Genomic DNA, 24,936 nt, shown 5'->3' with positions numbered 1-24,936 from the left:
GGTTACAGGACCTCGAACACGCCCGCAGCGCCCATGCCGCCGCCGATGCACATCGTGACCACGACCTTCTTGGCGCCGCGGCGCTTGCCTTCGATGAGCGCGTGGCCCGTGAGGCGCTGGCCGCTCACGCCGTAGGGGTGGCCCACGGCGATGGCGCCGCCGTTCACGTTCAGGCGGTCGCCCGGAATGCCCAGCTTGTCGCGGCAGTAGATGACCTGCACGGCGAAGGCTTCGTTCAGTTCCCACAGGTCGATGTCGTTGACCGTGAGGCCCAGGCGCTTGAGCACCTTGGGAATGGCGAAGACCGGGCCGATGCCCATTTCGTCGGGCTCGCAGCCGGCCACGGCGAAGCCGAGGAAGCGGCCCAGGGGCTTCAGGCCCTTCTGCTGGGCGTACTTCTCGTCGACCACCACGCAGGCGCCGCCGCCGTCGGAGAACTGGCTGGCGTTGCCGGCCGAGATCAGGCCACCGGGCATGGCCGAGCGGATGCCGCTGATGCCTTCCTTGGTGGTGCCGGGACGGATGCCTTCGTCGTTCTCGATCGTGACTTCCTTGGTGCGCAGGCCCATCACGGGATCGGCCACGCCGGCCAGCACGGTGATGGGGGCGATTTCAGCCTTGAAGAGGCCGGCCTCGAGCGCGGCGGTGGCGCGCTGCTGGCTCTGTGCGCCGTACTCGTCCATGGCGTCGCGGCCGATGTTGTAGCGCTTGGCGACCTGCTCGGCGGTCTGCAGCATGTTCCAGTAGATCTCGGGCTTGTGCTTCACGAGCCACGGGTCGGCCAGCATGTGCGTGTTGGCTTCGTTCTGCACGCACGAGATGCTCTCGACGCCGCCGGCCACGTACACGTCGCCCTCGCCCGCGATGATGCGCTGGGCGGCGGTGGCGATGGTCTGCAGGCCCGACGAGCAGAAACGGTTGATGGTCATGCCCGAGGTGGTGACCGGCAGGCCGGCGCGCAGTGCGATCTGGCGCGCGATGTTGGAGCCGGTGGCGCCTTCAGGCGTGGCGCAACCCATGATGACGTCGTCGACCGAGGCCGGATCGATGCCGGCGCGCTGCACCGCGTGCTGCACGGCATGGCCGCCCAGCGTGGCGCCGTGGGTCATGTTGAAGGCACCCTTCCAGCTCTTCGCGAGCGGCGTGCGGGCGGTGGAAACGATGACGGCGCTGGTCATGGTGAGGTCCTTTGAAGATGGAAGGGAAAAGAGGGTGTGGTCGTCATTGCGCCGGAGCAGCGTTGGTGTTGCTCAGGAGCTGGTGATAGAAGCCGATCATCTCGCCGTAGTTGGAGATGGCCAGGCGTTCGTTGTTGCCATGGAAGCGCGCCAGGTCCTCGCTCTTCACGCGGAACGGCGAGAAGCGGAAGACGGCGTCGCTCACGAGGCTGAAGTGGCGCGAATCGGTGGCGGCGGTCATGAGACCGGGCGCTACCACGGCGTCGGGGAAGCTCTGACGCACGGCCTGCTGGATCGCGCGGTAGCCGGTGCTGTCGGTCGGCGACACGGGCGACGGCTCCGAGTTGCCGGGGTACTGCTTGATCTTGATGTCGTCGTTGGCCAGCGTCTTGCGCAGGTGCGCTTCGACGCTCGCGATGCTGTCGCCCGGCAGGATGCGGAAGTTGACGGCAGCCTCGGCGCGGCCGGGCAGCACGTTGTCCTTGTTGCCGGCGCGCACGATGGTCAGCGCCGTGGTCGTGCGCAGCATGGCGTTGCTGCTGGGGCTCTTCTCGAGCTGGCCGCGCACCAGCGACTCGGTGAGCCACAGGTTGGACAGCATCACGCGGTTGACGCCGCTCATTTCGGGCGCGAGCGCGCCGAACATCTGGCCGGCCACGCCTTGGATGCCGCCGGGCATCGGGTTGGCTTCGAGCCGGGCCAATGCGGCGCTCATGCTGCCGATGGCGCTGTGTTGCGGCGGCATCGACGAATGGCCGGGGGCGGTGTCCAGCGACAGGAAGAACGTGCCGTAGCCCTTCTCGGCCAGGCCGATGAGCGCCGCGGGCTTCGAAAGACCGGGCAGCACGCCGTCGAGCACCAGCAGGCCTTCGTCGAGCACCCAATCGAGGCGCACGTTGCGCGATTTGAGCAGTTCGGCGATGGGCAGCGCGCCACGCAGGCCGCTCACCTCTTCGTCGTCGCCCATGACCAGGTAGACGGTCTGCTTCGGCTTGAAGCCGGCGCCGATGAGAAGCTCGATGGCTTCCATCTGCGCGAAAAGATTGCTCTTGTTGTCGAGCGTGCCGCGGCCCCAGACGAAACCGTCCTTGATATCGCCGCCGAAGGGGTCGACCGTCCAGGCTTTTTCAGTGCCGGGGGCGATAGGCACCATGTCCTGGTGCGCCATCAGCGCGATGGGTTTGGCGGACGGGTCGGTGCCGGTCCATGTGTAGAGCAGCGCCTTGTTGCCCACCACTTCCTTCTTCAGGGTGGCGTGGACCTTGGGGTACTGCTGTTCGAGGTAAGCGTGGAGCTTGTCGAACTCGGCCGCGTTGGCGACCGAGTCGTCCATGCTCGACACCGTGCGGAACGTGATCGCCGTAGACAGCCGTTTGGCAGCTGCCTGCAGGTCGATGTCCAGCTTGGGTGCGGGCGCCACCGCGAGTTGCTGCGATGGCGTGGTCCAGGTCTTGACCGCCACGGCCGCCACCAGTGCCAGGAGCACCAGCAGCAGCCCGAGGAAGATGCGTTTCAACATGGGCGGTCTTGATCCTGGGTCAGTCGTCTCAGCTGAAGGACTTGCCTTCGGCCACCAGCTTCTGGATCAGCGGTGCGGGCTGCCAGAACTCGGCGTCGTCGCGCGGGTTCAGCGCAAAGCGCTTCATCGTCTCGGCCACGTTGTACAGGCCGACCTGCGAGGCGTAGTGCATCGGGCCACCGCGGTAGATCGGGAAGCCGTAGCCGGTGAGGTACACCATGTCGATGTCGCCCGACTTGGAGGCAATGCCGTCTTCCAGGATGTGCGCGCCTTCGTTGACGAGGGCGAACACCAGGCGCTGCACGATTTCCGTGTCGGAGATCTTGCGCGGCGTGATGCCCAGTTCCTTGCGGTGGTCCTCGATCATCTTGTTGACGAGTTCCGACGGGATGGCGTCGCGCTTGCCGGCCTGGTAGTCGTACCACCCTGCCCCGGTCTTCTGGCCGAAGCGGCCCAGCTCGCACAGCTTGTCGGCCGTACGGCTGTACTTCATGTCGGCGCGCTCGACGGCGCGGCGCTTGCGGATCGCCCAGCCGATGTCGTTGCCGGCCAGGTCGCCCATGCGGAACGGGCCCATGGCAAAGCCGAACTTCTCGATGGCCTTGTCGACCTGCTGCGGCGTGGCGCCTTCGTCCAGCAGGAAGCCGGCCTGGCGGCTGTACTGCTCGATCATGCGGTTGCCGATGAAGCCGTCGCACACGCCCGACACGACGGAGGTCTTCTTGATCTTCTTGCCGATGGCCATCACGGTGGCCAGCACGTCCTTGGACGTGGCCTTGCCGCGCACCACTTCGAGCAGCTTCATCACGTTGGCCGGGCTGAAGAAGTGCATGCCGACCACGTCCTGCGGACGGTCGGTGAACGAGGCGATCTTGTCGACGTCGAGCGTCGAGGTGTTCGAGGCCAGGATGGCGCCCTTCTTGGCGACGCGGTCGAGTTCCTTGAAGACCTTTTCCTTGACGCCGATTTCTTCGAACACCGCTTCGATGATGAGGTCGGCGTCCTTCAGGTCGTCGTAGCTCAGCGTGGTGCTCAGGAGCGCCATGCGCTGCTCGTACTTGTCCTGCTTGAGCTTGCCCTTCTTGACCTGGGCTTCGTAGTTCTTCTTGATGGTGGCAATGCCGCGGTCGAGCGCCTCTTGCTTCATCTCGAGGATCTTGACGGGGATGCCCGCGTTCAGGAAGTTCATCGAGATGCCGCCGCCCATGGTGCCGGCGCCGATGACGCCCACGGCCTTGATCTCGCGCTTGGGCGTGTCTTCGGGCACGTCGGGAATCTTGCTCGCGGCGCGCTCGGCCATGAACAGGTGGCGCAGGGCCAGCGATTCGGGCGTGAACATCAGCGCGGTGAAGAGACGCCGCTCTTCGGCCATGCCGTCGTCGAACTTCATCTTGGTCGCGGCCTGCACGGCGTCGACGCACTTCAGCGGCGCGGGGTAGTTCTTCGACATGCCGCCGACCATGTTCTTGGCGAACTGGAAGTAGGCATCGCCTTGCGGGTGCTTGCACGGCAGGTTGCGCACCAGCGGCAGCTCGCCGCCCTTGGCAGCGACCGATTTGGCGAACTCGACGGCTTCGTCGAACACCGATTCGGCCGAGGCGGCCAGCTTGTCGAACAGCTTCTGGCCAGGCAGGCTGGCGAGCAGTTCGCTCTTCACGGGCTCGCCGCTGACGATCATGTTCAGGGCGGTTTCCACGCCAATCACGCGCGGCAGGCGCTGCGTGCCACCGGCGCCCGGCAGCAGGCCGAGCTTGACTTCAGGCAGTGCCACGCTGGTGCCCGGTGCGGCCACGCGGTAGTGGCAACCCAGGGCCAGCTCCAGGCCGCCGCCCATGCACACGGAATGGATGGCTGCGACGATGGGCTTGGGCGAGGCTTCGAGCGAGAGGATCACGCTCAGCAGGTTGGGCTCTTGCAGCGCCTTGGGCGTGCCGAATTCCTTGATGTCCGCACCGCCCGAGAACGCCTTGCCGGCGCCGGTGATGACGATGGCCTTGACGGCGCTGTCGGCATTGGCCTTGGACAGGCCGTCGGTGATGCCGATGCGTGTCGAGAAGCCGAGACCGTTGACCGGCGGGTTGGTCAGGGTGATCACGGCGACATCGCCGAGCACTTTGTATTCAGCCGTCATGCTGCGTTCCTTGGTGTGTGAAGAAAAAGAAGAAAAAGCACGAGTGTTCTTTTTCGAAGATTCTAGGCGTTTTGCGTGGCCGAACAATGGCACGCAGTCGCTGTCGGGACAAGGGCCTCAAGAGAGAGCCGGACTTTCCAGGAACACCGCGGAACCGGCTTTGCCGGGCCGCAGGTGTTGCCCCCTGCAAGGGAGAAGGCGCGCGCGACACGAAGTGCGCGAAGCCTGGGGGTTTGCTTAAACCTCCAGCCACTCCCTGCGGGTGGTGCCGTCGGCGCGCAGGCTGTCGGGCGTCCCGTCGAACACGATGCTGCCGTGGCCCATGACGAGCGCGCGGTCGGAAATCTGCATCGCGATGGTGAGCTTCTGCTCGATGAGGAGCACCGAGATGCCCTTGTCCTTCAGTGTGCGCAGGTACTGCCCCACCAGCTCGACGATCTTGGGCGCGAGGCCTTCGGTGGGCTCGTCGATGATGATGAGGTCAGGGTCGCCCATGAGCGTGCGGCACAGCGTGAGCATCTGCTGCTCACCGCCCGAGAGCACGCCGGCCTCGGTGTGCTGGCGCTCCTTCAGCCGCGGGAACATGCCGTACATGTCGTCGAACGACCAGCGGCTGCCCTTGCCCGAGCCCTTCTGGCCCAGCAGCAGGTTCTGGTGCACCGTGAGCTTGGGGAAGATGTCTCGGTTCTCGGGCACGTAGCCGATGCCCATGTGCGCGATCTCGTAGGCCTTGCGACGCAGGATGTCGCCGCCCTTCCACTGCAGCGTGCCCTCGGCATGCACCAGGCCCATGATGGCCTTGGCCGTGGTCGAACGGCCCGAGCCGTTGCGACCCAGCAGGGCCACGATCTCGCCCGGGCGGACGTCGAAGGAAACGCCATGCAGCACATGGCTCTTGCCGTAGTAGGCGTGGATGTCGTGAAGCTTCAGCATGTCAGTGTCCCGCCCCTTGTGCATCGGCCACGGAAGAACCCAGGTAAGCCTCCTGCACGCGCGCATTGGCGCGCACGGCAGCCGGCGTGTCGAAGGCGATGACCTCGCCGTAGACCACCACGGCGATCTTGTCGGCCAGCCCGAAGACCACGCCCATGTCGTGCTCCACCGTCAACAGCGTCTTGCCGACGGTGACGTGCTTGATGAGCGAGATGAAGTGCGAGGTCTCGGTCTTGCTCATGCCGGCCGTGGGCTCGTCCAGCAGGATCACGCCGGCGCCGCCGGCGATGGTCACGCCGATCTCGAGCGCGCGCTGCTCGGCATAGGTGAGGTTCACCGCATGTACGTCGCGCTTGCGCTCCAGGCCGATCTGCTTGATGAGCTCTTCGGTGCGCGCGTTGGCGTCGTCCAGGTTCGAGAGAAAGCGCAGGAAGGTGTACTTGTAGCCCAGGCTCCACAGCACGCCGCAGCGCAGGTTCTCGAAGACGCTGAGCTTCGGGAAGATGTTGGTGATCTGGAAGCTGCGCGACAGCCCCAGGCGGTTGATTTCATAGGGCTTCTTGCCGTCGATGCGCTGCCCGTTGAGCAGCACCTCGCCGCTGGTGGGCGTGAGCCGCCCGCTGATCAGGTTGAACAGCGTCGACTTGCCCGCGCCGTTCGGCCCGATCACGGCGATGCGTTCGCCGGCCTTCACCGCCAGGTCCACGCCGCGGATGATTTCGGTCTTGCCGAAATTCTTGCGCAGCGCCTTCAGTTCCAATGCGTATTGCGCGCTCATTTACGCCGCCTCCCGACGTTTGATTTCTGCTTCGATCTCTTCCTGCGCCTGGCCCCAGACCCGCACGAAGCGGCGTCGTGCCACCTCGAGCAGGCCCAGGCCGACGGCCAGGATCGCGATGGCGCCCAGCCAGCTGGTCACGCCCGCCGTGTTCAGCATGGTGCCGAAGAACTTCAGGTCCGGGCCCATCGCCGCGTTGAGCTGGATGTGATAGATCATCTCGATCAGCGCGGCAGCGCCGACCACCACCGGCACCAGGGCCACGGCGAGCGCGGCATACAGGCCCCAGAAGCGGTTGAACTTGCCGAACTTGGCCACGCGCAGGTTCATCATGACCAGGCTGGCGATGCCGCCGGGGGCGAACATCACCATGAACACGAACACCAGGCCGAAGTACAGCTGCCAGGCCTTCGACAGTTCGGACAGCAGGATCGAGGCGAACACCAGCAGCACCGCGCCGATGATCGGGCCGAAGAAGAACACCGCGCCGCCCAGGAAGGTGAACAGCAGGTAGCCGCCCGAGCGGATGGCGTTCAGGCTGTCGGCCGCGTTCACGATCTCGAAGTTGATCGAGGCCAGGCCGCCGCCGATGCCGGCGAAGAAGCCCGCGATGATGAACGCGAAGTAGCGCACGCGCTGCGTGTTGTAGCCGATGAACTCGACGCGCTCCGGGTTGTCGCGCACGGCATTCAGCATGCGGCCCAGCGGCGTGCCGGTGAAGGCATACATGAGCGCGGTGCACACGAAGCAGTACACGGCGATCAGGTAGTACACCTGGATCTGCGAGCCGAAGTTGAAGCCGAAGAAGGTGGGGCCGTACACGCGGTCGGTGGTGATACCGCCCTCGCCGCCGAAGAAGCTGGGGAACATCAGCGCCATCGAGGCCACGAGCTCGCCGATGCCCATGGTGATCATGGCAAAGGTGGTGCCCGACTTCTTGGTGGTCACGAAACCCAGCAGGATGGCGAAGAACATCCCCGCCAGGCCACCGACGAGCGGAATGAGCACCAGCGGAATCGTCGGGCCGCCCTTGGTCGCCAGGTTCATCGCATGGATGGCGATGAACGAGCCCAGGCCGGTGTAGACGGCATGGCCGAAGCTCAGCATGCCGCCCTGCCCCAGCAGGATGTTGTAGCTCAGGCAGATGATGATCAGGTAGCCCATCTGCGAGAGCATCGTCAGCGCCAGGCTGCTCTTGAACAGCATCGGCGAGATGATCAGCACCAGGGCGAACAGCGCCCAGACCAGGTAGCGCCCGATGTTCCAGGGCTTGAAGCGGTAGTACCGCGTCGGGGTCGTCGGTGAAGTGGTGGTTGCGGTGGTCATGGTGTCAGTCCTCCCGGGTGCCCAGAAGACCCTTCGGGCGGAAGATGAGGATCAGCACGAGGAACAGGTACGGCAGGATCGGTGCGACCTGCGAGATCGTGAGCTTGAGCAGCTCGTAGCCGAAGGTCTGGTCGGTCACGGCCACGCCCAGGGCCTGCAGCGCGGTGGCCAGCGACTGGTCCAGCGCGACCGCGAAGGTCTGGATGATCCCGATCAGCAGCGACGCCAGGAAGGCGCCCGCCAGCGAGCCCATGCCGCCGACCACCACCACCACGAAGATGATGGTGCCGACCGAACCGGCCATGGCCGGCTCCGTGACATAGGTGTTGCCGCCGATCACGCCCGCCAGGCCGGCGAGTGCGGCACCGCCGCCGAACACCAGCATGAATACGCGCGGCACGTTGTGGCCCAGCGCCTCGACCATGTCGGGGTGCTTGAGCGCCGCCTGGATCACCAGGCCGATGCGGGTGCGCGTGAGCAGCAGCCACACGGACACCAGCATCAGCAGCGCCACCAGCATGATGAAGGAACGCGACTTGGGGAACTGCGTGCCGTACAGCGTGAAGAGCGGGCCCTGCAGTGCCTCGGGCAGGCCGTAGGGCACCGTGGAACGCCCCCAGACCAGCTGGACCAGCTCGAGGATGAGGTACGAAAGACCGAAGGTCACCAGCAGCTCGGGCACGTGGCCGAACTTGTGGACCCGGCGCAGGCTGTAGCGCTCGAAGGCCGCCCCCAGTGCCCCCACCAGCAGCGGCGAGAGAAAGAGCGCGGGCCAGAAGCCGACGATGCCTGACAGGGTGTAGGCGAAATAGGCGCCCAGCATGTAGAAGCTGGCGTGTGCAAAGTTGAGCACACCCATCATGCTGAAGATCAGCGTAAGGCCAGAGCTCAGCATGAACAACAGCAGGCCGTAGCTGACGCCGTTGAGCAGTGAGATGACGAAGAATTCGACGTTCATCGGTCTTCCGTGTCGGTTGAAAAAGAAAGAGGCCCGAGTGTTGAAGTCGGGCCTCGACCGGTCAGTGAGCGATCAGCAGGCGATCAGGAGGCGCCGCCGGGTCGCTTCATCTGGCACGAGGTGGGCGTGCTCGAGACGTAGGGCTCGTAGTACTTGACCGGTGCCAGCGTGTAGCCGGTGTTCTCCGGGCTGTACGGGCTCTTCGCGTCGGCCTTCTGCCAGCGCGTGATCCACAGGCCCTGCTGCAGCTGGTGGTCGGACTTGCGCATCTCGACGTCGCCGTTGAAGCTCTTGAACTTCATGCCTTCCATGGCGGCGGCCACCTTGACGGGGTCGGTCGACTTGGTGCGCACGAAGGCTTCGGCGAGCATCGCGTACACGGTGTACGGCGACGTCGTGTACAGGTCTTCGTTGAAGCGCTTCTTGAACTCGTTCATCATCGGCGCGATCGGGCCCGGCGCGTTGTAGTGGCTGTAGCCCACCATGTAGACCTTGCCGTCCGAGGCCGCGCCCATGGCGGTCGGCGTGCCGTTGGTCACGGCGTAGTAGGTGTAGAACTTGACGTTCAGGCCTGCGTCGTTGGCCGACTTGATGAGCAGCGCCAGGTCGGAACCCCAGTTGCCGGTGATGACGGTGTCGGCGCCCGAGGCCTTGATCTTGGCGATGTAGGGCGCGAAGTCGCGCACCTGGGCCAGCGGGTGCAGGTCGTCGCCGACGATCTGCACGTCGGGGCGCTTGGTCTTGAGGTTGTCCTTGGCGTACTTCGCGACCTGCTGGCCGTGCGAGTAGTTCTGGTTGATCAGGTACACCTTCTTGATGTCGGCCTGGTCCTTCATGAAGGTGGTCAGGGCTTCCATCTTCATGGAGGTGTCGGCATCGAGGCGGAAGTGCCAGTAGCTGCACTTGCTGTTGGTCAGATCGGGATCGACGGCCGCGTAGTTGAAGTACACGACTTCCTTGCCCGGGTTGCGGGCGTTGTGCTTTTCGAGCGCGTCCATGATGGCCAGCGCCGGGCCGGAGCCGTTGCCCTGCACCACGTAGCGCGCACCCTGGTCCATGGCCGAGCGCAGCGCGGCGGTGGTTTCCTGCGGGCTGAGCTTGTTGTCGATGCCGATGACCTCGAACTTCACGCCGGCCACGTTCTTCTTGTTGAATTCTTCGGCCAGGAACTGGAAGGTCTTGAGCTGGTTGGTACCGACGGCCGCCATCAGGCCCGACAGCGGGTCCAGCCACGCGATCTTGACGGTCTCACCCTTCTGGGCAAGGGCACCGGTGGCACTTGCCGCGAGCACGGCGGCGGTAGCGATCTTCAGAGCGAACTTCAATCTATATCTCCTGGTCAAACCGATATCAAAAACGCTGCACAAGCGTACAAGTCTTTGCCACCCCACCCCTCAGGGAATGCCCGTAAGGAAGGGGCTGCAAAGGCACGTATCTATCGCGCAGGCGACAGTGCATTTCCTTCTTTTGCTACCCGGCGGTAGGTATCTTCTACCGATGGGTAGGAAATGCGTTCACAAAGACGCCTAGGGGCGCTTCATCTGGCAGGTCGTGGGCGTGCTCGCCACATACGACTCGTAATACTTCACGGGGACGTTGGTGTAGCCGGTGTTCTCGGCGTCGTAGGGGTATTTGGCGCTGGCCTTCTCCCAGCGCGAGATGTACAGGCCCTGCTGCAACTGGTGGTCGGCCTTGCGCATCTCGACCTCGCCGTTGAAGCTCTTGATCTTCATGCCTTCGAGCGCCGCGGCCACCTTGACGGGGTCGGTCGACTTGGTCTGCACGAAAGCGGCATCGAGCAATGCGAAGGTGTGATAGATCGAGGACTGCGTCAGGTCGTCGTTCATCTTCTTCTTGTAGCCGGTCAGCAGCCGCTGGATTTCGCCGCCCATGTTGTAGTGGGCATAGGCCACGGTGTAGACCTTGCCTGCCGAGGTGGCGCCCATGGCCGTGGGCGTGCCGGCGCCCGGTGCGTAGTACGTGAGGAACTTGACGTCCAGCCCCGAGTCGTTCGCCGCCTTGATGAGCAGCGAGAGGTCGGAGCCCCAGTTGCCGGTGATGACCGTGTCGGCGCCCGAGGCCTTGATCTTGGCGATGTAGGGCGAGAAATCGCGCACCTGCGCGAGCGGGTGCAGGTCGTCGCCGACGATCTGGATGTCAGGGCGCTTGGTCTTGAGGTTGTCCTTGGCGAACTTGGACACCTGCTGGCCGTGGGAGTAGTTCTGGCCCAGGATGTAGACCTTCTTGATGTCGGCCTGGTCCTTCATCCAGGTGGTCAGCGCTTCCATCTTCATGGAGGTGTCGGCATCGAGGCGGAAGTGCCAGTAGCTGCACTTGCTGTTGGTCAGGTCGGGATCGACCGCCGCATAGTTCAGGTAGAGCAGTTCCTTGCCGGGATTGCGCGCGTTGTTCTTCTCGACGGCGTCGATGATCGCGAGCGCCGGGCCCGAGCCGTTGCCCTGGGTGATGTAGCGCGCGCCCTGGTCCTGCGCCGAGCGCAGCGCCGCGGTGGTCTCCTGCGGGCTCAGCTTGTTGTCGATCGCGATGATCTCGAACTTCACGCCCGACGCATTCTTCTTGTTGAACTCGTCAGCCAGGTACTGGGTCGTCTTGAGCTGGTTGGTGCCCACGGCCGCCATCAGACCCGACAGCGGGTCCAGCCAGGCGATCTTGACGGTTTCGCCCTTCTGGGCAAACGACGCTGAAACACTCACCAACATGGCGCAGGCGGCCACTGACTTGATACCGAAGTGCATGAAGAGTCTCCTGGTTGAAAGGCGGGACGCCAGCGTACAAGCGCCCTTTTCTTCGCCGCACAGGGAATGCCCGGAAGGAAAGCCGCCGGGGCGGCCTTCCTATCGCGTGCGCGACAGTGCGGGTGGGCTTTGGCCGTGCTTCAGAGGCCCGGCAGCTTGTAGTCCTTGAGCAGTTCGCGAAGCTTGGTCTTGAGGATCTTGCCGGTGGCGCCGATCGGAATGGCCTCCACGAACACCACGTCGTCGGGGATCTGCCACTTGGCGGTCTTGCCCTCGTAGAACTTCAGCAGCTCCTCGCGGGTGACTTCGGCGCCGGGCTTCTTCACGACGGCGATGATCGGGCGCTCGTCCCACTTGGGGTGGAACACGCCGATGCAGGCCGCCATGGCGATGGCCGGGTGCGCGACGGCGATGTTCTCGATGTCGATGGAGCTGATCCACTCGCCGCCGGACTTGATCACGTCCTTGCTGCGGTCGGTGATCTGCAGGTAGCCCTCGGCATCGATGGTGGCCACGTCGCCGGTGGGGAACCAGCCGCGGCCCGCGGCGTCGGCGACCAGCGGATTGCCGCCCTCGCCCTTGTAGTACTCCTTGACGACCCAGGGGCCCTTGACCAACAGGTCGCCGTAGGCCTTGCCGTCCCAGGGCAGCTCGTCGCCGTTGCCGTCGACGATCTTCATGTCGACGCCGAAGATGGCGCGGCCCTGCTTCATGCGGATCTGCAGCTGCGCGTCGGCGGGCAGCGACAGGTGCTTGTTCTTCAGCGTGCACAGCGTGCCCAGCGGGCTCATCTCGGTCATGCCCCAGGCATGCAGCACCTCGACGTTGTAGTTCTCCTGGAACGCCGTGATCATGGCCGGCGGGCAGGCCGAGCCGCCGATGACGGTGCGGTTCAGCTTGCTGAACTTCAGGCCGTTGGTCTGCATGTGGCCCAGCATCATCTGCCACACGGTGGGCACGCCGGCCGCGAAGGTCACGCCTTCGGACTCGATGAGCTCGTACACCGACTTGCCGTCCAGCGACGGACCCGGGAACACGAGCTTGCAGCCCACCAGCGCGGCCGAGTACGGAATGCCCCAGGCGTTGACGTGGAACATCGGCACCACCGGCAGCACCGAGTCTTGCGCCGAGATGCGCATGACGTCGGGCAGCGCAGCGGCGTAGGCGTGCAGCATGGTCGAGCGGTGGCTGTACAGCGCGGCCTTCGGGTTGCCCGTGGTGCCGCTCGTGTAGCACATGCTCGAGGCCGAGTTCTCGTCGAAGGTGGGCCAATCGTAGGTGGTGGACTGCGTGCCGATCCAGGCCTCGTAGCTCACGAGGTTGGGCACGCCGCTGTCGGCCGGCAGCTTGTCGGCGTCACACAGTGCAACCCATTTCCGGATCGTGGGACAGCGCGCATGCACCGCCTGCACGAGCGGCAGGAAGCTCAGGTCGAAGCACAGGATCTGGTCTTCGGCATGGTTGGCGATCCACGCGATCTGGTCGGGGTGCAGGCGCGGGTTGATGGTGTGCAGCACGCGGCCGCTGCCGCTCACGCCGTAGTACAGCTCCAGGTGGCGGTAGCCGTTCCAGGCCAGGGTGGCGATGCGGTCGCTGAACAGCAGCTGCTCGCCATCCAGCGCATTGGCCACCTGCCTGGCGCGCGATGCGATGTCGCTCCAGGTGCAACGGTGGATATCGCCCTCGACACGGCGCGAGACGATCTCGCCGTCGCCGTTGTGGCGCTCGACGAACTCGATCAGCGACGAGATCAAAAGCGGTTGGTCTTGCATCAAACCCAGCATCTACGGACTCCTATGTGAAATGACTTCAAAAAGCGTTGCGAACGAGAGATTCACGCAAGCTTCGGCCACTTGCACAATGACACAAACCCGCACTGCATGATTGAACGAAGCGGCTCAAGTGGGCGCCTTCGGACCGGTGCCCGCGGGCACCGTCACCACGTTGGTCCGGCACGGCTGGCGCAGCGTCTTGCCGCACTCGGGCAGCGCGGCCGCATGCGGGTAGGCGACGTAGCCCAGCACGATGCTCGACGCGCTCGCGCCCTGGTGCCACAGCGTGTTGGTCGAAGGCCTCGTGTCGTTGCCGAACAGCCAGAAGCCGGTCTGCGACGGCGAGTCCACCGTCACGCGGATGCTGGAGCCGGCGCGAAAGGCATGGGCGAACTTCTGGATCTCGATGCGCACCAGGTTGGGCTGGCCGGACTGCAGCGGCGCTTCCTTGGGCTGGGTGAAGTCGCCGAAGGGGCGCAGCTCGGTGGAGCGGCTGGCGTCAAGCGCCCGCTTGGAGGCGCGCAGCCAGCCGCGCTGCACGAACATCTCCTTGCCGTCGGGGCGCACTTCCGACACCGTGACCTGCAGGTCGGTGCTGTCGGCGGTGGCGCTCAGGTACAGGTCGGCCGAGCCTTCCCCGTAGAAGCTCAGGTCCTCGGGCAATGCGGCGGTGGTGAAGGTGAGCTGGCCGTCCTTTTCCGCATCGGCCACGGCCTGCCAGCCTTCGGCGGCCGGGTTGTTCACCACCGGGCTCTTGGCCGGATACCGGTAGTCGGACGAGGCCGCGCCGGCGGTCGGCTTCGCGTCGGCGAGCACGCCGCCCGGCTGCATCCACAGGCGCATCGGCTTGACCTTGACCGGCAGGCGGTCGAACTCGGCCACGGCCGTCTGCTTCAGCTTGGCGGCACCGTTGATCGCCTTCTGGTCGGTCTGCTGCATTTCCTGCAGCAGGCGCACGTGCGGCTCCTTCTCGAAACCGTTGTCCTCGCCCTTCACGAAATGGGCGAGAAAGCGCTTGAGCGTGCCGTCGATGTAGTCGGAGGTGACGTTGGTGTGGTGGTCGCCGTTGGAGCTGATGAGCCACATCTTTTCGGGCGCCATGGTGTCTTCGTAGTAGCCCGAGCGCGGGCCGATCTGCTCGTCCTGCCACGACTGGGTGCCCAGTGCGGGAATGTCGATCTTGCCGGTCTCGTAAAACGCGCTGCGCTTCACGTAGAGGCCGTCGGCGTACGGGTTCTCGAGCCACTTGGTCAGGTCGAGATCGGGGCGCTTGAGCTTCTCGATGTTGTCGGCCACGGTCTTGGCGCACTCCGTGTCGCCGTCGAGCTTGGCGGCCAGCGCGGCCGCGCGGTTCCAGGTGGCCGGGAAGCCGCCCCACCACTGCGCGGGAAAGCCGACGTTCTTGATGCCGCCCGGGTAGCCCACGTCGCGGTACGGGTCGGTCACGTTCTTGCTGGGCGTGATCGCCAGCAGGCCCTTGGGCCGGTGCGCGGCCACCCACAGCTGGTTGTAGCCCGAGTACGAGTAGCCGATCATGCCGATCTTGCCGTTCGACCATGGCTGCTTGCCGGCCCATTCGAGGGCGAAGGCACCGGCCGCGCCGGTGCTGGCGTCGAAGACCTGGTCGTCGCCCGTCGAGCAGCCGGTGCCCGGCACATTGAGGCCCATCACCGCATAGCCCTCGGCCAGCCAGCGCTGGCCGATGTTCGGGGCCGAGCCCGAGCTGTAGCCGTCGTACTCGACCAGCAGCGGATAGGTGGCGTTGCCTCCGCTGGGCAGCAGCAGCGAATAGCGCATCCGGTTGCCATCGGGCAGCGTGATGTAGCCCCACTTGCGGACCGGGCCCGTCTCGGGCGTGACCGGCGGCTGCGCGGGTGGCGTTTCGGCGGCGGGCGGAAAGAAGCTGAACCCGCTGCCGCCCGACGAACCGCCACCGCAGGCCGCAAGGCCCGCCGCGATGGCAAGCAGCGACGCGGCAAGGCGCCATCGGCGGGGGTGCATGGAAATCCTCATGGTGTTGTCTCTGTGATCGTTCTGGTGGATGGCATGCGTTGCCCAGGCACGTCTCGGGGCAGGACGGCGATCCCTTTGATCAGGGCGCCGCGGTGATCTTCGTGGCGGTGGGCGTGGCGTCGAGCAGCAACTGCGAGGGCCACGTTCCCCAGGTGGCACCGAGCTCGGGCGTGTTCGGATCGCCGTTGCGCATGAAGGCCCCGACGCTGGCCATGACGGCCTTCGACAGCGCCACGCGCCCCTTCTCGTTGGCCTTGCCACCCATCACGTTGCTCAGCAGCGAACCCTCGAAGTTGCCGAACACGAACGGCAGGTCGAAGGCGTGCGCGGCGCCGTACACGTCGTTCCACGGCGCGGCCTCCTGCGACCAGTCGAGGCGGTAGTGCCAGATGTTCGACTGGCGCGTCTTCATGGTGTTGAGCAGGTTGTCGCGGTTGGCGCCGAACAGGCCCTTCGTGACGATGTCGGTCGCTGCGTTGTAGCCCGTGCCGGGAGTACCTACCGGAAGGTAGGAAGCGTCGATGATTTCGTTCACCGTGAGCGTGGGGGCGGCGTCCGGATTGAAGTTGAACATCATCGAGAAGCGTGCGTCGTCCTTGACGATCCAGCCCGCCTTCAGGCCCGGGATGCCCAGCGATCCCAGCAGCGAGGCGAAGAGCTTGCCTTCGTCGCGCGTGTTGCCCGCGAGCATGGGCACCTTGACGTACTTGTCGGCCGCGATGGCGCCGATCGGGTCCGACGGCAGCACCGTGCCGTCGGGAATGGGCGCAACGGAACCCTGCCCGGCGGCAGTGACCTTGGTCAGCAGCGCCCCACCCTCCTGCGCACGCAGGTACTCGGCGATCTGCGCCGGCGAGCGCGTGCCGATATACACCTTGGCCGCCGCTTCATCGGCCACGGTGCCGTCGGCGACCAGCAGCTTTTCGAGGATCGTCTGGCCCTGCGTCAACGAGGCCGACACCGGCTGCAGCGTCGGCAGCGTCCCGGGCGGCAGATTGGTCTTGAGCGAAATGCCGCCACTCATCTCGAAGGCCTTGTGGAACAGGCCCTTGGCCATCGGCGAGGTCATCACCGCCAGCAAGTTGGTCGCACCGGCCGACTCGCCCGACAGCGTGACGTTGCCCGGGTCGCCGCCGAAGTTGGCGACGTTGCCCTGGATGAAGCGCAGCGCCGCCATGTTGTCCAGCAGCGCGAAGTTGCCCGAGTCGTCGCCCGCGCTGCCGCCCGGCCGCAGCTGCGGCATGTTCAAAAAGCCCAGGATGCCCAGGCGGTAGCTGGCGGTGATGACCACTGCATTGGTGGCCTTGGCCAGCGCCGCGCCGTCGTACAGCGGATCGGCCGTGTAACCCGAAATGTTGCTGCCGCCATGGATGAACAGCAGCACCGGCAGGTTCTTCTCGGTGGTGGCCGGACGCCAGATGTTGACGAACAGGCAGTCTTCGCTGCCGACCGGCTTGCCCAGGTTGGTGCCGATGGTGGCGTCGTAGGTGTTGCTAGTGCCGGGGCTGAAGATCCGGCCGATCTGCAGGCAGGCGTTGCCGAAGGCCTTGGCCGGGCGGATGCCGGTCCAGGCTTCGGGCTCGACCGGTGCGCGCCAGCGCAGTGCGCCGACCGGCGGCTGGGCGAACGGAACACCCTTCCAGGACCAGGTGCCATTCCTGGCGCTCTCGTCCGTGCCCTCGACCTTGCCGGCCGTGGTCTGGCGCACCATGGGGCCGTCGGCGGCGGGTGCCGGAGCGGGCGCGGGTGCCGGAGCCGGTGCAGGCGGCAGCACGGGAAAGGCGGTCGCCCCGGACGAACCGCCACCGCAGGCTGCAAGCGCCGCCGCTGCGGCCAGCGTGGCCATGGTGGCGATGGCGCGCGCCATCGCCGTCTGTCCTGCCGCACCCTGGTTTTGTGCTGTTGTCGTTGTCTTCATGTTTTGTCTCCACACCGGGTTAATCGGAATTCCTGGCTTGGCGCGCGGCACCCATACTCCGGGCCGCCGTGCACTGGAAAAATTCTAGGAACCGGCCCTGTTTTCACCGCTATCGCAAGCGAGCCAATCGAATGACTTCAGAAGCCCCCCTGCCGCGCCATTCGCGCCGGCCGTCGCGCCGCCCCGGCTGTCCGCAGCCCGAGCTGCGCACCAGCTCGGCCGCATGGCTGGAGGGGGTGCTGTCGATGTTCGAGGCCGAGGGGCTGAACGTGCCCGCGCTGCTGCGCGATGCCGGCTTCGACCCCGACTCGCTGCACCGCCAGAACGCGCGCATCCCGGTCGACGAGATCTCCGTGCTGTGGCAGGTGGCCGTGGCGCATGCCGGGCGGCCCACGCTGGGCCTGGACCGCGACCTGGCCGCCACGCACAGCAAGCTGGGCACCGTGGGCCACGCCATGGCCTGCAGCCCCACCCTGGGCGCGGCGCTCACGCGGCTCACGCGCTACATGGCCGTGATCTCCGACGCCACCGCCTTCTCGCTGCAGTCCGACGCGCGCGGCTGCTGGATGGTCATGGAGCACACCGGCGGCAGCCTGCCGATTCCGCGCCAGCGCGTCGAGTACGCCCTGCTGACCGTGCTCATGCAGTGCCAGTGGCTCACGCGGCGCGAGCTGCAGCCGCTGGCCATGGAATTCGTCTACCCGCCGCCGGCCAACGACCGGCTGCACCGCGAGGCCTTCGGCTGCGAGATCCGCTTCAACGCGCCCGCCAACCGCGTGCTGCTGTCGTCGGCCGACATGACCATGCCGCTGCCCACCCACCACCCGGCGCTGGGCGAGATGCAGGAGCACCTGCTCGACGACCAGCTCAACCTGCTGGGACAGACCACCACCGCCAGCCTGGTGTGCGCCGAGATCGCGCGCCGGCTGCAGCACGGCGAGCCGCGCCGCCAGGACGTGGCCTCCGGCCTCGGACTGGCCGACCGCACGCTGCAGCGCCGCCTGCAGGAGGAGTCGGTGTCGTTCCAGGCGCTGCTCGACCGCACCCGCCGCGAACTCGCCAAGCAGTACCTGGCCGAACAGCGCCACACGCTCGCGGACGTGGCCGACCGGCTGGGCTTCGTGGACGTCAGCAACTTCTTTCGCGCCTGCAAGCGCTGGTTCGGCCTGCCGCCGGCCCAGTACCGCGCCAGCCTGGCGCTCGACGGCGCCGGGGCGCTGCGCGGCGCGCTGCTGAACTGAGCGGCGCCGCCCGCCCCACGCGCCCGATGGCCTCAACGGCCTGGGGTTTCGCGCGCTGCCGGACAATCCGGGCATGAGCTTGTTAGCCGAAGACACCCCGGTCGCCGACCTGGGCCTGCGCTGGAAGCCCGGCTTCTCGACGCTGGGCCCCGCCTTTTTCACCGAACTGCGCCCCACGCCGCTGCCCGACCCGTACTGGGTCGGCCACAGCGACGCCGTGGCGCGTGAGCTGGGCCTGCCGCCCGGCTGGCGCGAGTCGGACACGACGCTGGCCGCCCTCACCGGCAGCCTGCCGGTCGCGGGCACTCGGCCATTCGCCACGGTCTACAGCGGCCACCAGTTCGGGGTCTGGGCCGGGCAACTGGGCGATGGGCGCGCGATCCTGCTCGGCGAGACCGAGGGCGGGCTCGAGGTGCAGCTCAAGGGCGCGGGGCGCACGCCCTACTCGCGCGGCGGCGACGGCCGCGCCGTGCTGCGTTCGAGCATCCGCGAGTTCCTGTGCAGCGAAGCCATGCATGGCCTGGGCATTCCGACCACGCGCGCGCTGTGCGTGACCGGCTCGGACGCCCGCGTGCGCCGCGAAGAGCTGGAAAGCGCTGCCGTCGTCACCCGCGTGGCGCCGAGCTTCATCCGCTTCGGCCACTTCGAGCACTTCGCCGCCAACCAGCGCGAAGACGAGCTGCGCGCGCTGGCCGACTACGTCATCGACCGCTACTACCCCGAGTGCCGCGCCACGGCGCGCTTCAACGGCAATGCCTACGCCGCCTTCCTCGAGGCCGTGAGCGAGCGCACCGCCGCCCTGCTCGCCCAGTGGCAGGCCGTGGGCTTCTGCCACGGGGTGATGAACACCGACAACATGAGCATCCTCGGGCTCACCATCGACTACGGGCCGTTCCAGTTCCTCGACGGCTTCGACCCGCGCCACATCTGCAACCACAGCGACACCCAGGGCCGCTACGCCTTCAACCAGCAGCCCAACGTCGCCTACTGGAACCTGTTCTGCCTGGCGCAGGCGCTGCTGCCGCTGATCGGCGACCAGGAAATCGCCGTGGCCGCGCTGGAGTCGTACAAGACCGTGTTCCCCAACGCCTTCGAAGACCGCATGCGCGCCAAGCTGGGCCTGTCGGCGCCCGCCGAGGGCGACCGCGCGCTGATCGAGGGCGTGCTCAAGCTGATGGCGGCCGAGAAGGTCGACCACACCATCTTCTGGCGCCGCCTGTCGAATCACATGGCCGACGGCAACGTGGAGCCGGTGCGCGACCTGTTCCTCGACCGCGCCGGCTTCGATGCCTGGCTGCTCTCTTTTTCGGAGCGCCATGCACAATCGCAGCGTGCCGAAGCGGCAAAATTGATGCTGCAGTCGAACCCCAAGTTCGTGCTGCGGAACCACCTGGGCCAGCAGGCCATCGAAGCCAGTCAGCAAAAGGACCACGCGGGTGTGGCAACCTTGCTGACGCTGCTCCAAACCCCATGTGAAGAACACCCCGGTGCCGACGACTACGCCGGCTTCCCGCCCGACTGGGCCTCCACGATCGAAATCAGCTGCTCATCATGACCACGCCCGTACAGAAAACCGACGCCGAATGGAAAGCCCTGCTCGCTGAGAAGGGCGCCGAACCCGCCGCCTTCGAGGTGACGCGCCACGCCGCCACCGAACGCCCCTTCACCGGCAAGTACGAAGCCCACTGGGACGACGGCACCTACCACTGCATCTGCTGCGGCGCCAAGCTGTTCGAAGCGGCCACCAAGTTCGACGCCGGCTGCGGCTGGCCCAGCTTCTCCGAAGAAGCGGTGCCCGGCGCCATCCGCAACATCGTCGACCGTTCGCACGGCATGGTGCGCACCGAGAACGTCTGCGCCAATTGCGGCGCCCACCTGGGCCACGTGTTCCCCGACGGCCCCACCGAAACCGGCCTGCGCTACTGCATGAACTCGGCCTCGCTCGACTTCCAGAAGAAGAAATGAAACTGCTCCTCGACTTCTTTCCGATCCTGCTGTTCTTCGGCGCCTACAAGTTCGCCGACATCTACACCGCCACCGGCGTGCTGATGGCCGCCACCGTGGTGCAGATGGCCGTCATCTACGCGATGGAGCGCAAGCTGCAGGCGATGCAGAAGGCCACGCTGGTGCTGATCCTGCTGTTCGGCACGCTCACGCTGGTGCTGCACGACGACCGCTTCATCAAGTGGAAGCCCACGGTGCTGTACGGCGCCATGGCCGTCGCGCTGGCGGTGGCGCTGTGGGCGCTGAAGAAGAACTTCCTGAAGATGCTGCTGGGCGCGCAGCTCGAGCTGCCCGAGCGCATCTGGGGCCGGCTCAACGTGGCGTGGATCGGTTATTGCCTCTTCATGGCGCTCATCAACGGCTACGTGGCGGCGTACTTCACGACCGAGGCCTGGGTCAACTTCAAGCTCTGGGGCTATGTGTTCCCGATCGTCTTCCTGGTGGCGCAGGGCCTGTACATCGCGCCGCACCTCAAGGAAGACAAGCCGACCGCATGACCGACGCCACCACCTTCCCCCTGCCCACCGTGGCCGCGCTCGAGGCGGCGCTGCGCGCATCGCTTTCGCCCACGCAACTCGAAGTGATCGACGAAAGCGCCGCCCACGCGGGCCATGCGGGCGCCAACGCCGAGGGCTACGGCACGCATTTCCGGGTGCGCATCGCCTCCCCGCTGTTCGACGGAAAGCCCCGCGTGGCGCGGCATCGGCTTGTGTATGATGCCCTCCAAGTTTTTATCGCACAGGGTCTGCACGCCATCGCCATCGAGGTGCTCTGAGTCGTCCAATCGGTTGCTTGCCGCGTTCGCCGCGGCCGCCCACCCTCTCCTTCTTTTCTCCTGATTCCTGCTTTCTTTCCCGCGCCTTTTCCTACACGCGCATTTCCTCTCCAGCCTGATATTCATTTCATGAAAAAACACATCTTGCAGGCCGTTGCGGCCGCAGCGCTGATCGGTGCACTCCCCCTGTCGGCCCTGGCGCAGAACGCAGCCATCGTCAACGGCAAGCCGGTGCCCAAGGCCCGCATGGACGTCCTGGCCCAGCAGCTGGCGGCAGCCGGCCGCCCGGTGACGCCCGAGATGCAAAGCCAGCTGCGCGAGGAAATCGTGGCGCGCGAAGTGTTCATGCAGGAAGCGCAAAAGCAAGGCCTGGACGCCACCGAGGACTACAAGAACCAGCTCGAACTCGCCCGTCAGGCCATCCTGATCCGCGCGCTGTTCGAGAACTACCGCAAGACCAACGCGGTGTCCGACGCCGACGTGAAGGCCGAGTACGACAAGTTCGTGGCAGCCAACGGCGGCAAGGAATTCAAGGCCCGCCACATCCTGGTCGAGACCGAGGACCAAGCCAAGAAGATCATGGCCGACCTGAAGAAGGGCGCCAAGTTCGAAGACATCGCCAAGAAGCAGAGCAAGGACCCGGGATCGGGCGCCAACGGCGGCGACCTCGACTGGGCCAACCCCGCCAGCTTCGTGCCCGAGTTCTCGGAAGCGATGATCAAGCTCAAGAAGGGCGAGACCACCCCTGCCCCGGTCAAGACCCAGTTCGGCTACCACATCATCCGCGTCGACGACATCCGCCAGGCCCAACTGCCGAAGCTGGAAGAAGTGAAGCCGCAGATCACGCAGCAGCTGCAACAGCAGCGCCTGCAGAAGTACCAGGAAGACCTGCGCGCGAAGGCCAAGGTCGAGTAAGCCACAAGCATCGGGCCTCGCGACCCAATGCAACCAGCCTGAAGGTCAACCTTTCATCGGTTGGACCCGCAAGCCAGCTGATCCCATCCAAGGGGACCGTGTTCAACACGGTCCCCTTTTCTTTTGCCTGCTGCATTGGCGCTGATCTCCTGCGAGCGAAGAAATGCAACCTCATCTATTGAAAGACCATTGATCTCAATTGATCAAACCAAGAAACACGGCCATCAATAATTTGACGATCCTTTAAAATAGGAATCAATTGTTTGCTTGATTGACAATTGTCAATATTCCACGGGAAATCACCGACAAAATAGGATGAATCAATCCGTACACTGCGCCACCTCCATCCCTCAATGCGACTTTCACATCGGTCGCCTCGTTGATTGATGGGGTTTTCAATAAATTTGGGAAATCAACAGTGGCACACAAAAATTCATTGGATATTTTTCGCAAAAAGCCTCTTTGGCTGGCCGTCAGTGGGTTGATTTTTTTGCCCCCTTGGTGCTAGCTCAAGGCACCATCGTCAAACCTTCTCCTGCGCGAGAAGGTCTTGAGCAATTTCAAACCATTTCAGCTCGTGTGCTGTATGAATCGCGGGATGATATTCAACGACTCTCGAAATTCGTCGATCACATGCGGATTGACGAGCCCGGAAAAACTGTCACAGTGGAAATCAGCAGATTTGAAGTGGAACGACTTCGCTCAGAGGGCTTCAAAGTCGAGATTGATGCCGAAAAATCCCGAAGTATTCAAAACTTCCAGCAACAGCGTGGCGCTTTTCTAAAGCGTCAAGCATTGAATGCTCAGCAAGCATCTGCCCCTACCGTCGGTATCTCGCCCCTTGGCAAAGCCGATGACTCAATGTTCGAAGGGAATGCCGCTTGCTACCGGACTGTAGAAAAAACCAATCTCGACGTCGATGCGCTGGCGAAGCAGTATCCGGATCTGATACGCGTCGCGCCCGTCGGTCCAACCTGGGTCCAGACGCAAGCCCTGTCGTTCCGCAACCTGCTGACCAGGTACCTGTCCACCAACTTCGATTTTTCAGGCCTGTCGATGAACCTGTTGAGCTACATCGATTTCGATCTTCTTCCAGATAGCGCGGGCAACTCGCTGCGCGCGGTCGTCATTGGCAATCGGGTAGCCATCAAGGACAAGACGGTGCCTCGCCTGGTCACTACGTCGTCGATCCATGCGCGCGAATACACGCCTGCGGAAATTTCGACACGCTTCGCGGAATGGCTGATCAAGAACTATGGAACAGATCCGACCGCGACCTGGCTGCTCAATAACAACGAATTCCACTTCATTCTCCACGCCAATCCTGACGGTAGAAAGTTGGCAGAACAGTCTGAAGAGGCGATGGGGTTGTGGCGCAAGAACATGAATTTGGAGGACGGATACTGTGCCGTCCTTCCTATTTTTTCCGGTGTCGACCTGAATCGCAATTTCCCGTTTGGCTGGAACAGCACCGGAGGAAGGGGCTCCAGCAGTAGCAGTTGCGCTGACGACTTCAGAGGGAATTCCGCTGCTTCCGAGCCGGAAACTGCCGCCATCCTCAAGTACATCGCAGGCACTCGCCAGCAGGACGGCAACTTCTCGGGGGGTGTCTTGCAAGACAGGCGCACCGCCGCAGTCACCGATTTCTCCACGGGCGCACCCAACGATTACGAGGGCCTGTACATCGACATCCACAGCTTTTCTCAACTGGTCCTGTGGCCTTGGGGAATCAAGCACGGTCGCACCGGACAAACCGCGAACGACGATGGCATGTCGGCGCTCGGTCAACGCTTCGCCTGGTACAACGGCTATCGGGCGACACAAAAAATCGACTACGACACCGATGGCACGACCATGGACACTTTCTATGGGGAGCTTGGCGCGCCGTCGTTCACGATCGAGTTGGGCACGTCCTTCCACGAGCCTTGTGACAGCTTCGAAAAGGACACTTTCCCCAAGAACGTGGCCTCGCTCAAATATGCGGCCCGCACGCTGAAGGCCCCCTATCAGCTTCCTCTTGGTCCTGATGCAACCGACATCAAGGTATCTGCTGCCACTGTCCGGCAAGGCGAAGCCGTGACGCTCACCGCAGTGATCGATGACGACCGTTATTTGTATGACGCAGGCTTCAGCGGGAATCAAGCGGTGACCAAACACGATCCCCAGTTGATCAAGGCAGCCAACGCCTACATCAACGTGCTCCCATGGGAAAACGGTGCCAAGGCCATCCCATTGAGCGCAACGGCCAATGCCTCTTTCGGCAGCGGCCCCAAGGTCGCGGTGTCGGGTGTCATCGATACATCGGCGTTCGCACCCGGCAAACACCTGATCTACGTGCAAGGCATCAATCAGAAGGACAAGGCGGGCCCGCCCGACGCGGTCTTCCTGGAGGTACTGGCCAAGGATGCGCCCGCGCCCTGCCCGCCGAAGCAGCAAGCTGTCTAGCCCGCATCCACCTCATCTCCAACATCAGGATCCATCATGCAACTTCATTCCCTGGTATCCACGCGGCTCGTACCCGCGCTGCTTCTGAGTCTTGCGATGACCGCCTGCGGCGGCAGTGGCGGCGGCGGCAACGGCGGCTTTCTTCCGATCGTCCCCGAGCCGACGACCATTGCGCCGATCATTCCGCCAAGCCCGACCGATCCCGCGCTGACCTGCACGTCCTAGGTTTCATCTGCGGAACTCGCCAGAGTCTGGCGCAATAAAAAAACGGCCT

Annotated in this window: 20 protein-coding genes; 8 read left to right on the top strand and 12 right to left on the bottom strand. The window is 64.8% G+C overall.

The genetic code is table 11. The annotated features are described in order from the left end of the window. Positions 1-2 precede the first annotated feature (2 nt). The 12 genes from ACAM52_RS11125 to ACAM52_RS11070 form a co-directional block, all read right to left on the bottom strand. Positions 3-1,178 carry an acetyl-CoA C-acyltransferase gene (locus tag ACAM52_RS11125; RefSeq protein WP_070060672.1) on the bottom strand — a complete coding sequence of 392 codons (1,176 nt, stop codon included), beginning with the start codon at positions 1,176-1,178 and terminating at the stop codon, positions 3-5. Between the two features lie 43 nt (positions 1,179-1,221). Beyond that, positions 1,222-2,697 (bottom strand): M20 family peptidase, encoded by a 1,476-nt coding sequence (locus ACAM52_RS11120; protein ID WP_369647015.1) that lies wholly within the window; start codon positions 2,695-2,697, stop codon positions 1,222-1,224. 28 nt (positions 2,698-2,725) lie between these two features. Further along, positions 2,726-4,828 carry a 3-hydroxyacyl-CoA dehydrogenase NAD-binding domain-containing protein gene (locus ACAM52_RS11115; RefSeq protein ID WP_369647014.1) on the bottom strand — a complete coding sequence of 701 codons (2,103 nt, stop codon included), beginning with the start codon at positions 4,826-4,828 and terminating at the stop codon, positions 2,726-2,728. 237 nt (positions 4,829-5,065) lie between these two features. After that, positions 5,066-5,761, bottom strand: a complete 696-nt coding sequence (locus ACAM52_RS11110) for an ABC transporter ATP-binding protein (RefSeq protein ID WP_062471318.1) — start codon at positions 5,759-5,761, stop codon at positions 5,066-5,068. Between the two features lies 1 nt (position 5,762). Beyond that, the gene (locus ACAM52_RS11105; protein WP_062471315.1) at positions 5,763-6,539 is read right to left on the bottom strand and encodes an ABC transporter ATP-binding protein; all 777 of its coding nucleotides are present in this window, start codon (positions 6,537-6,539) and stop codon (positions 5,763-5,765) included. Continuing rightward, a complete protein-coding gene (locus ACAM52_RS11100; RefSeq protein ID WP_369647013.1) occupies positions 6,540-7,865 on the bottom strand; it encodes a branched-chain amino acid ABC transporter permease in 1,326 nt (441 codons plus the stop codon). 4 nt (positions 7,866-7,869) lie between these two features. After that, on the bottom strand, positions 7,870-8,823 hold the full coding sequence (locus ACAM52_RS11095; RefSeq protein WP_369647012.1) for a branched-chain amino acid ABC transporter permease: 954 nt from the start codon (positions 8,821-8,823) through the stop codon (positions 7,870-7,872). Between the two features lie 83 nt (positions 8,824-8,906). Then, entirely contained in the window at positions 8,907-10,148 is a 1,242-nt protein-coding gene (locus ACAM52_RS11090; RefSeq protein ID WP_062471306.1) for a branched-chain amino acid ABC transporter substrate-binding protein, read from the bottom strand. A 201-nt stretch (positions 10,149-10,349) separates the two neighbouring features. Beyond that, positions 10,350-11,579, bottom strand: a complete 1,230-nt coding sequence (locus tag ACAM52_RS11085) for a branched-chain amino acid ABC transporter substrate-binding protein (RefSeq protein ID WP_062471303.1) — start codon at positions 11,577-11,579, stop codon at positions 10,350-10,352. A 140-nt stretch (positions 11,580-11,719) separates the two neighbouring features. Then, positions 11,720-13,363 (bottom strand): 3-(methylthio)propionyl-CoA ligase, encoded by a 1,644-nt coding sequence (locus ACAM52_RS11080; protein WP_070060678.1) that lies wholly within the window; start codon positions 13,361-13,363, stop codon positions 11,720-11,722. Between the two features lie 114 nt (positions 13,364-13,477). Then, complete coding sequence (locus ACAM52_RS11075; protein WP_369647011.1) at positions 13,478-15,352, bottom strand: CocE/NonD family hydrolase; 1,875 nt, start codon at positions 15,350-15,352, stop codon at positions 13,478-13,480. Positions 15,353-15,443: 91 nt separating this feature from the next. Next, positions 15,444-17,282, bottom strand: a complete 1,839-nt coding sequence (locus ACAM52_RS11070) for a carboxylesterase/lipase family protein (RefSeq protein WP_369647010.1) — start codon at positions 17,280-17,282, stop codon at positions 15,444-15,446. Positions 17,283-17,431: 149 nt separating this feature from the next. Between ACAM52_RS11070 and ACAM52_RS11065 the strand changes: the two genes are divergently transcribed. The 8 genes from ACAM52_RS11065 (at position 17,432) to ACAM52_RS11030 (ending at position 24,887) form a co-directional block, all read left to right on the top strand. After that, positions 17,432-18,523, top strand: a complete 1,092-nt coding sequence (locus ACAM52_RS11065; RefSeq protein ID WP_369647719.1) for an AraC family transcriptional regulator — start codon at positions 17,432-17,434, stop codon at positions 18,521-18,523. 73 nt (positions 18,524-18,596) lie between these two features. Continuing rightward, positions 18,597-20,078: a protein adenylyltransferase SelO gene (locus tag ACAM52_RS11060; protein WP_354346832.1), complete on the top strand. Its 1,482-nt coding sequence runs from the start codon at positions 18,597-18,599 to the stop codon at positions 20,076-20,078. Beyond that, complete coding sequence (gene msrB, locus ACAM52_RS11055) at positions 20,075-20,488, top strand: peptide-methionine (R)-S-oxide reductase MsrB (protein WP_070060682.1); 414 nt, start codon at positions 20,075-20,077, stop codon at positions 20,486-20,488. Before ACAM52_RS11060 ends, msrB begins: the two co-directional genes overlap by 4 nt. Beyond that, entirely contained in the window at positions 20,485-21,024 is a 540-nt protein-coding gene (locus ACAM52_RS11050) for a septation protein A (protein WP_062471286.1), read from the top strand. The genes msrB and ACAM52_RS11050 overlap by 4 nt, the downstream gene beginning before the upstream one ends. Further along, positions 21,021-21,302, top strand: coding sequence for a BolA family transcriptional regulator (locus ACAM52_RS11045; RefSeq protein WP_159276950.1), 282 nt, complete (start codon positions 21,021-21,023; stop codon positions 21,300-21,302). Before ACAM52_RS11050 ends, ACAM52_RS11045 begins: the two co-directional genes overlap by 4 nt. 129 nt (positions 21,303-21,431) lie before the next feature. Continuing rightward, the gene (locus ACAM52_RS11040) at positions 21,432-22,217 is read left to right on the top strand and encodes a peptidylprolyl isomerase (RefSeq protein ID WP_062471282.1); all 786 of its coding nucleotides are present in this window, start codon (positions 21,432-21,434) and stop codon (positions 22,215-22,217) included. Positions 22,218-22,679: 462 nt separating this feature from the next. Further along, positions 22,680-24,662: a M14 family zinc carboxypeptidase gene (locus ACAM52_RS11035; protein WP_369647009.1), complete on the top strand. Its 1,983-nt coding sequence runs from the start codon at positions 22,680-22,682 to the stop codon at positions 24,660-24,662. Positions 24,663-24,698: 36 nt separating this feature from the next. Continuing rightward, positions 24,699-24,887, top strand: a complete 189-nt coding sequence (locus ACAM52_RS11030; protein ID WP_369647008.1) for a hypothetical protein — start codon at positions 24,699-24,701, stop codon at positions 24,885-24,887. The last annotated feature ends 49 nt before the right edge of the window (positions 24,888-24,936 follow it).

Source organism: Variovorax sp. V118 (assembly GCF_041154445.1).
In the GTDB taxonomy this organism is placed as follows: Bacteria; Pseudomonadota; Gammaproteobacteria; order Burkholderiales; family Burkholderiaceae_C; genus Variovorax; species Variovorax boronicumulans.
This window is presented reverse-complemented; position numbering and strand designations above follow the sequence as displayed.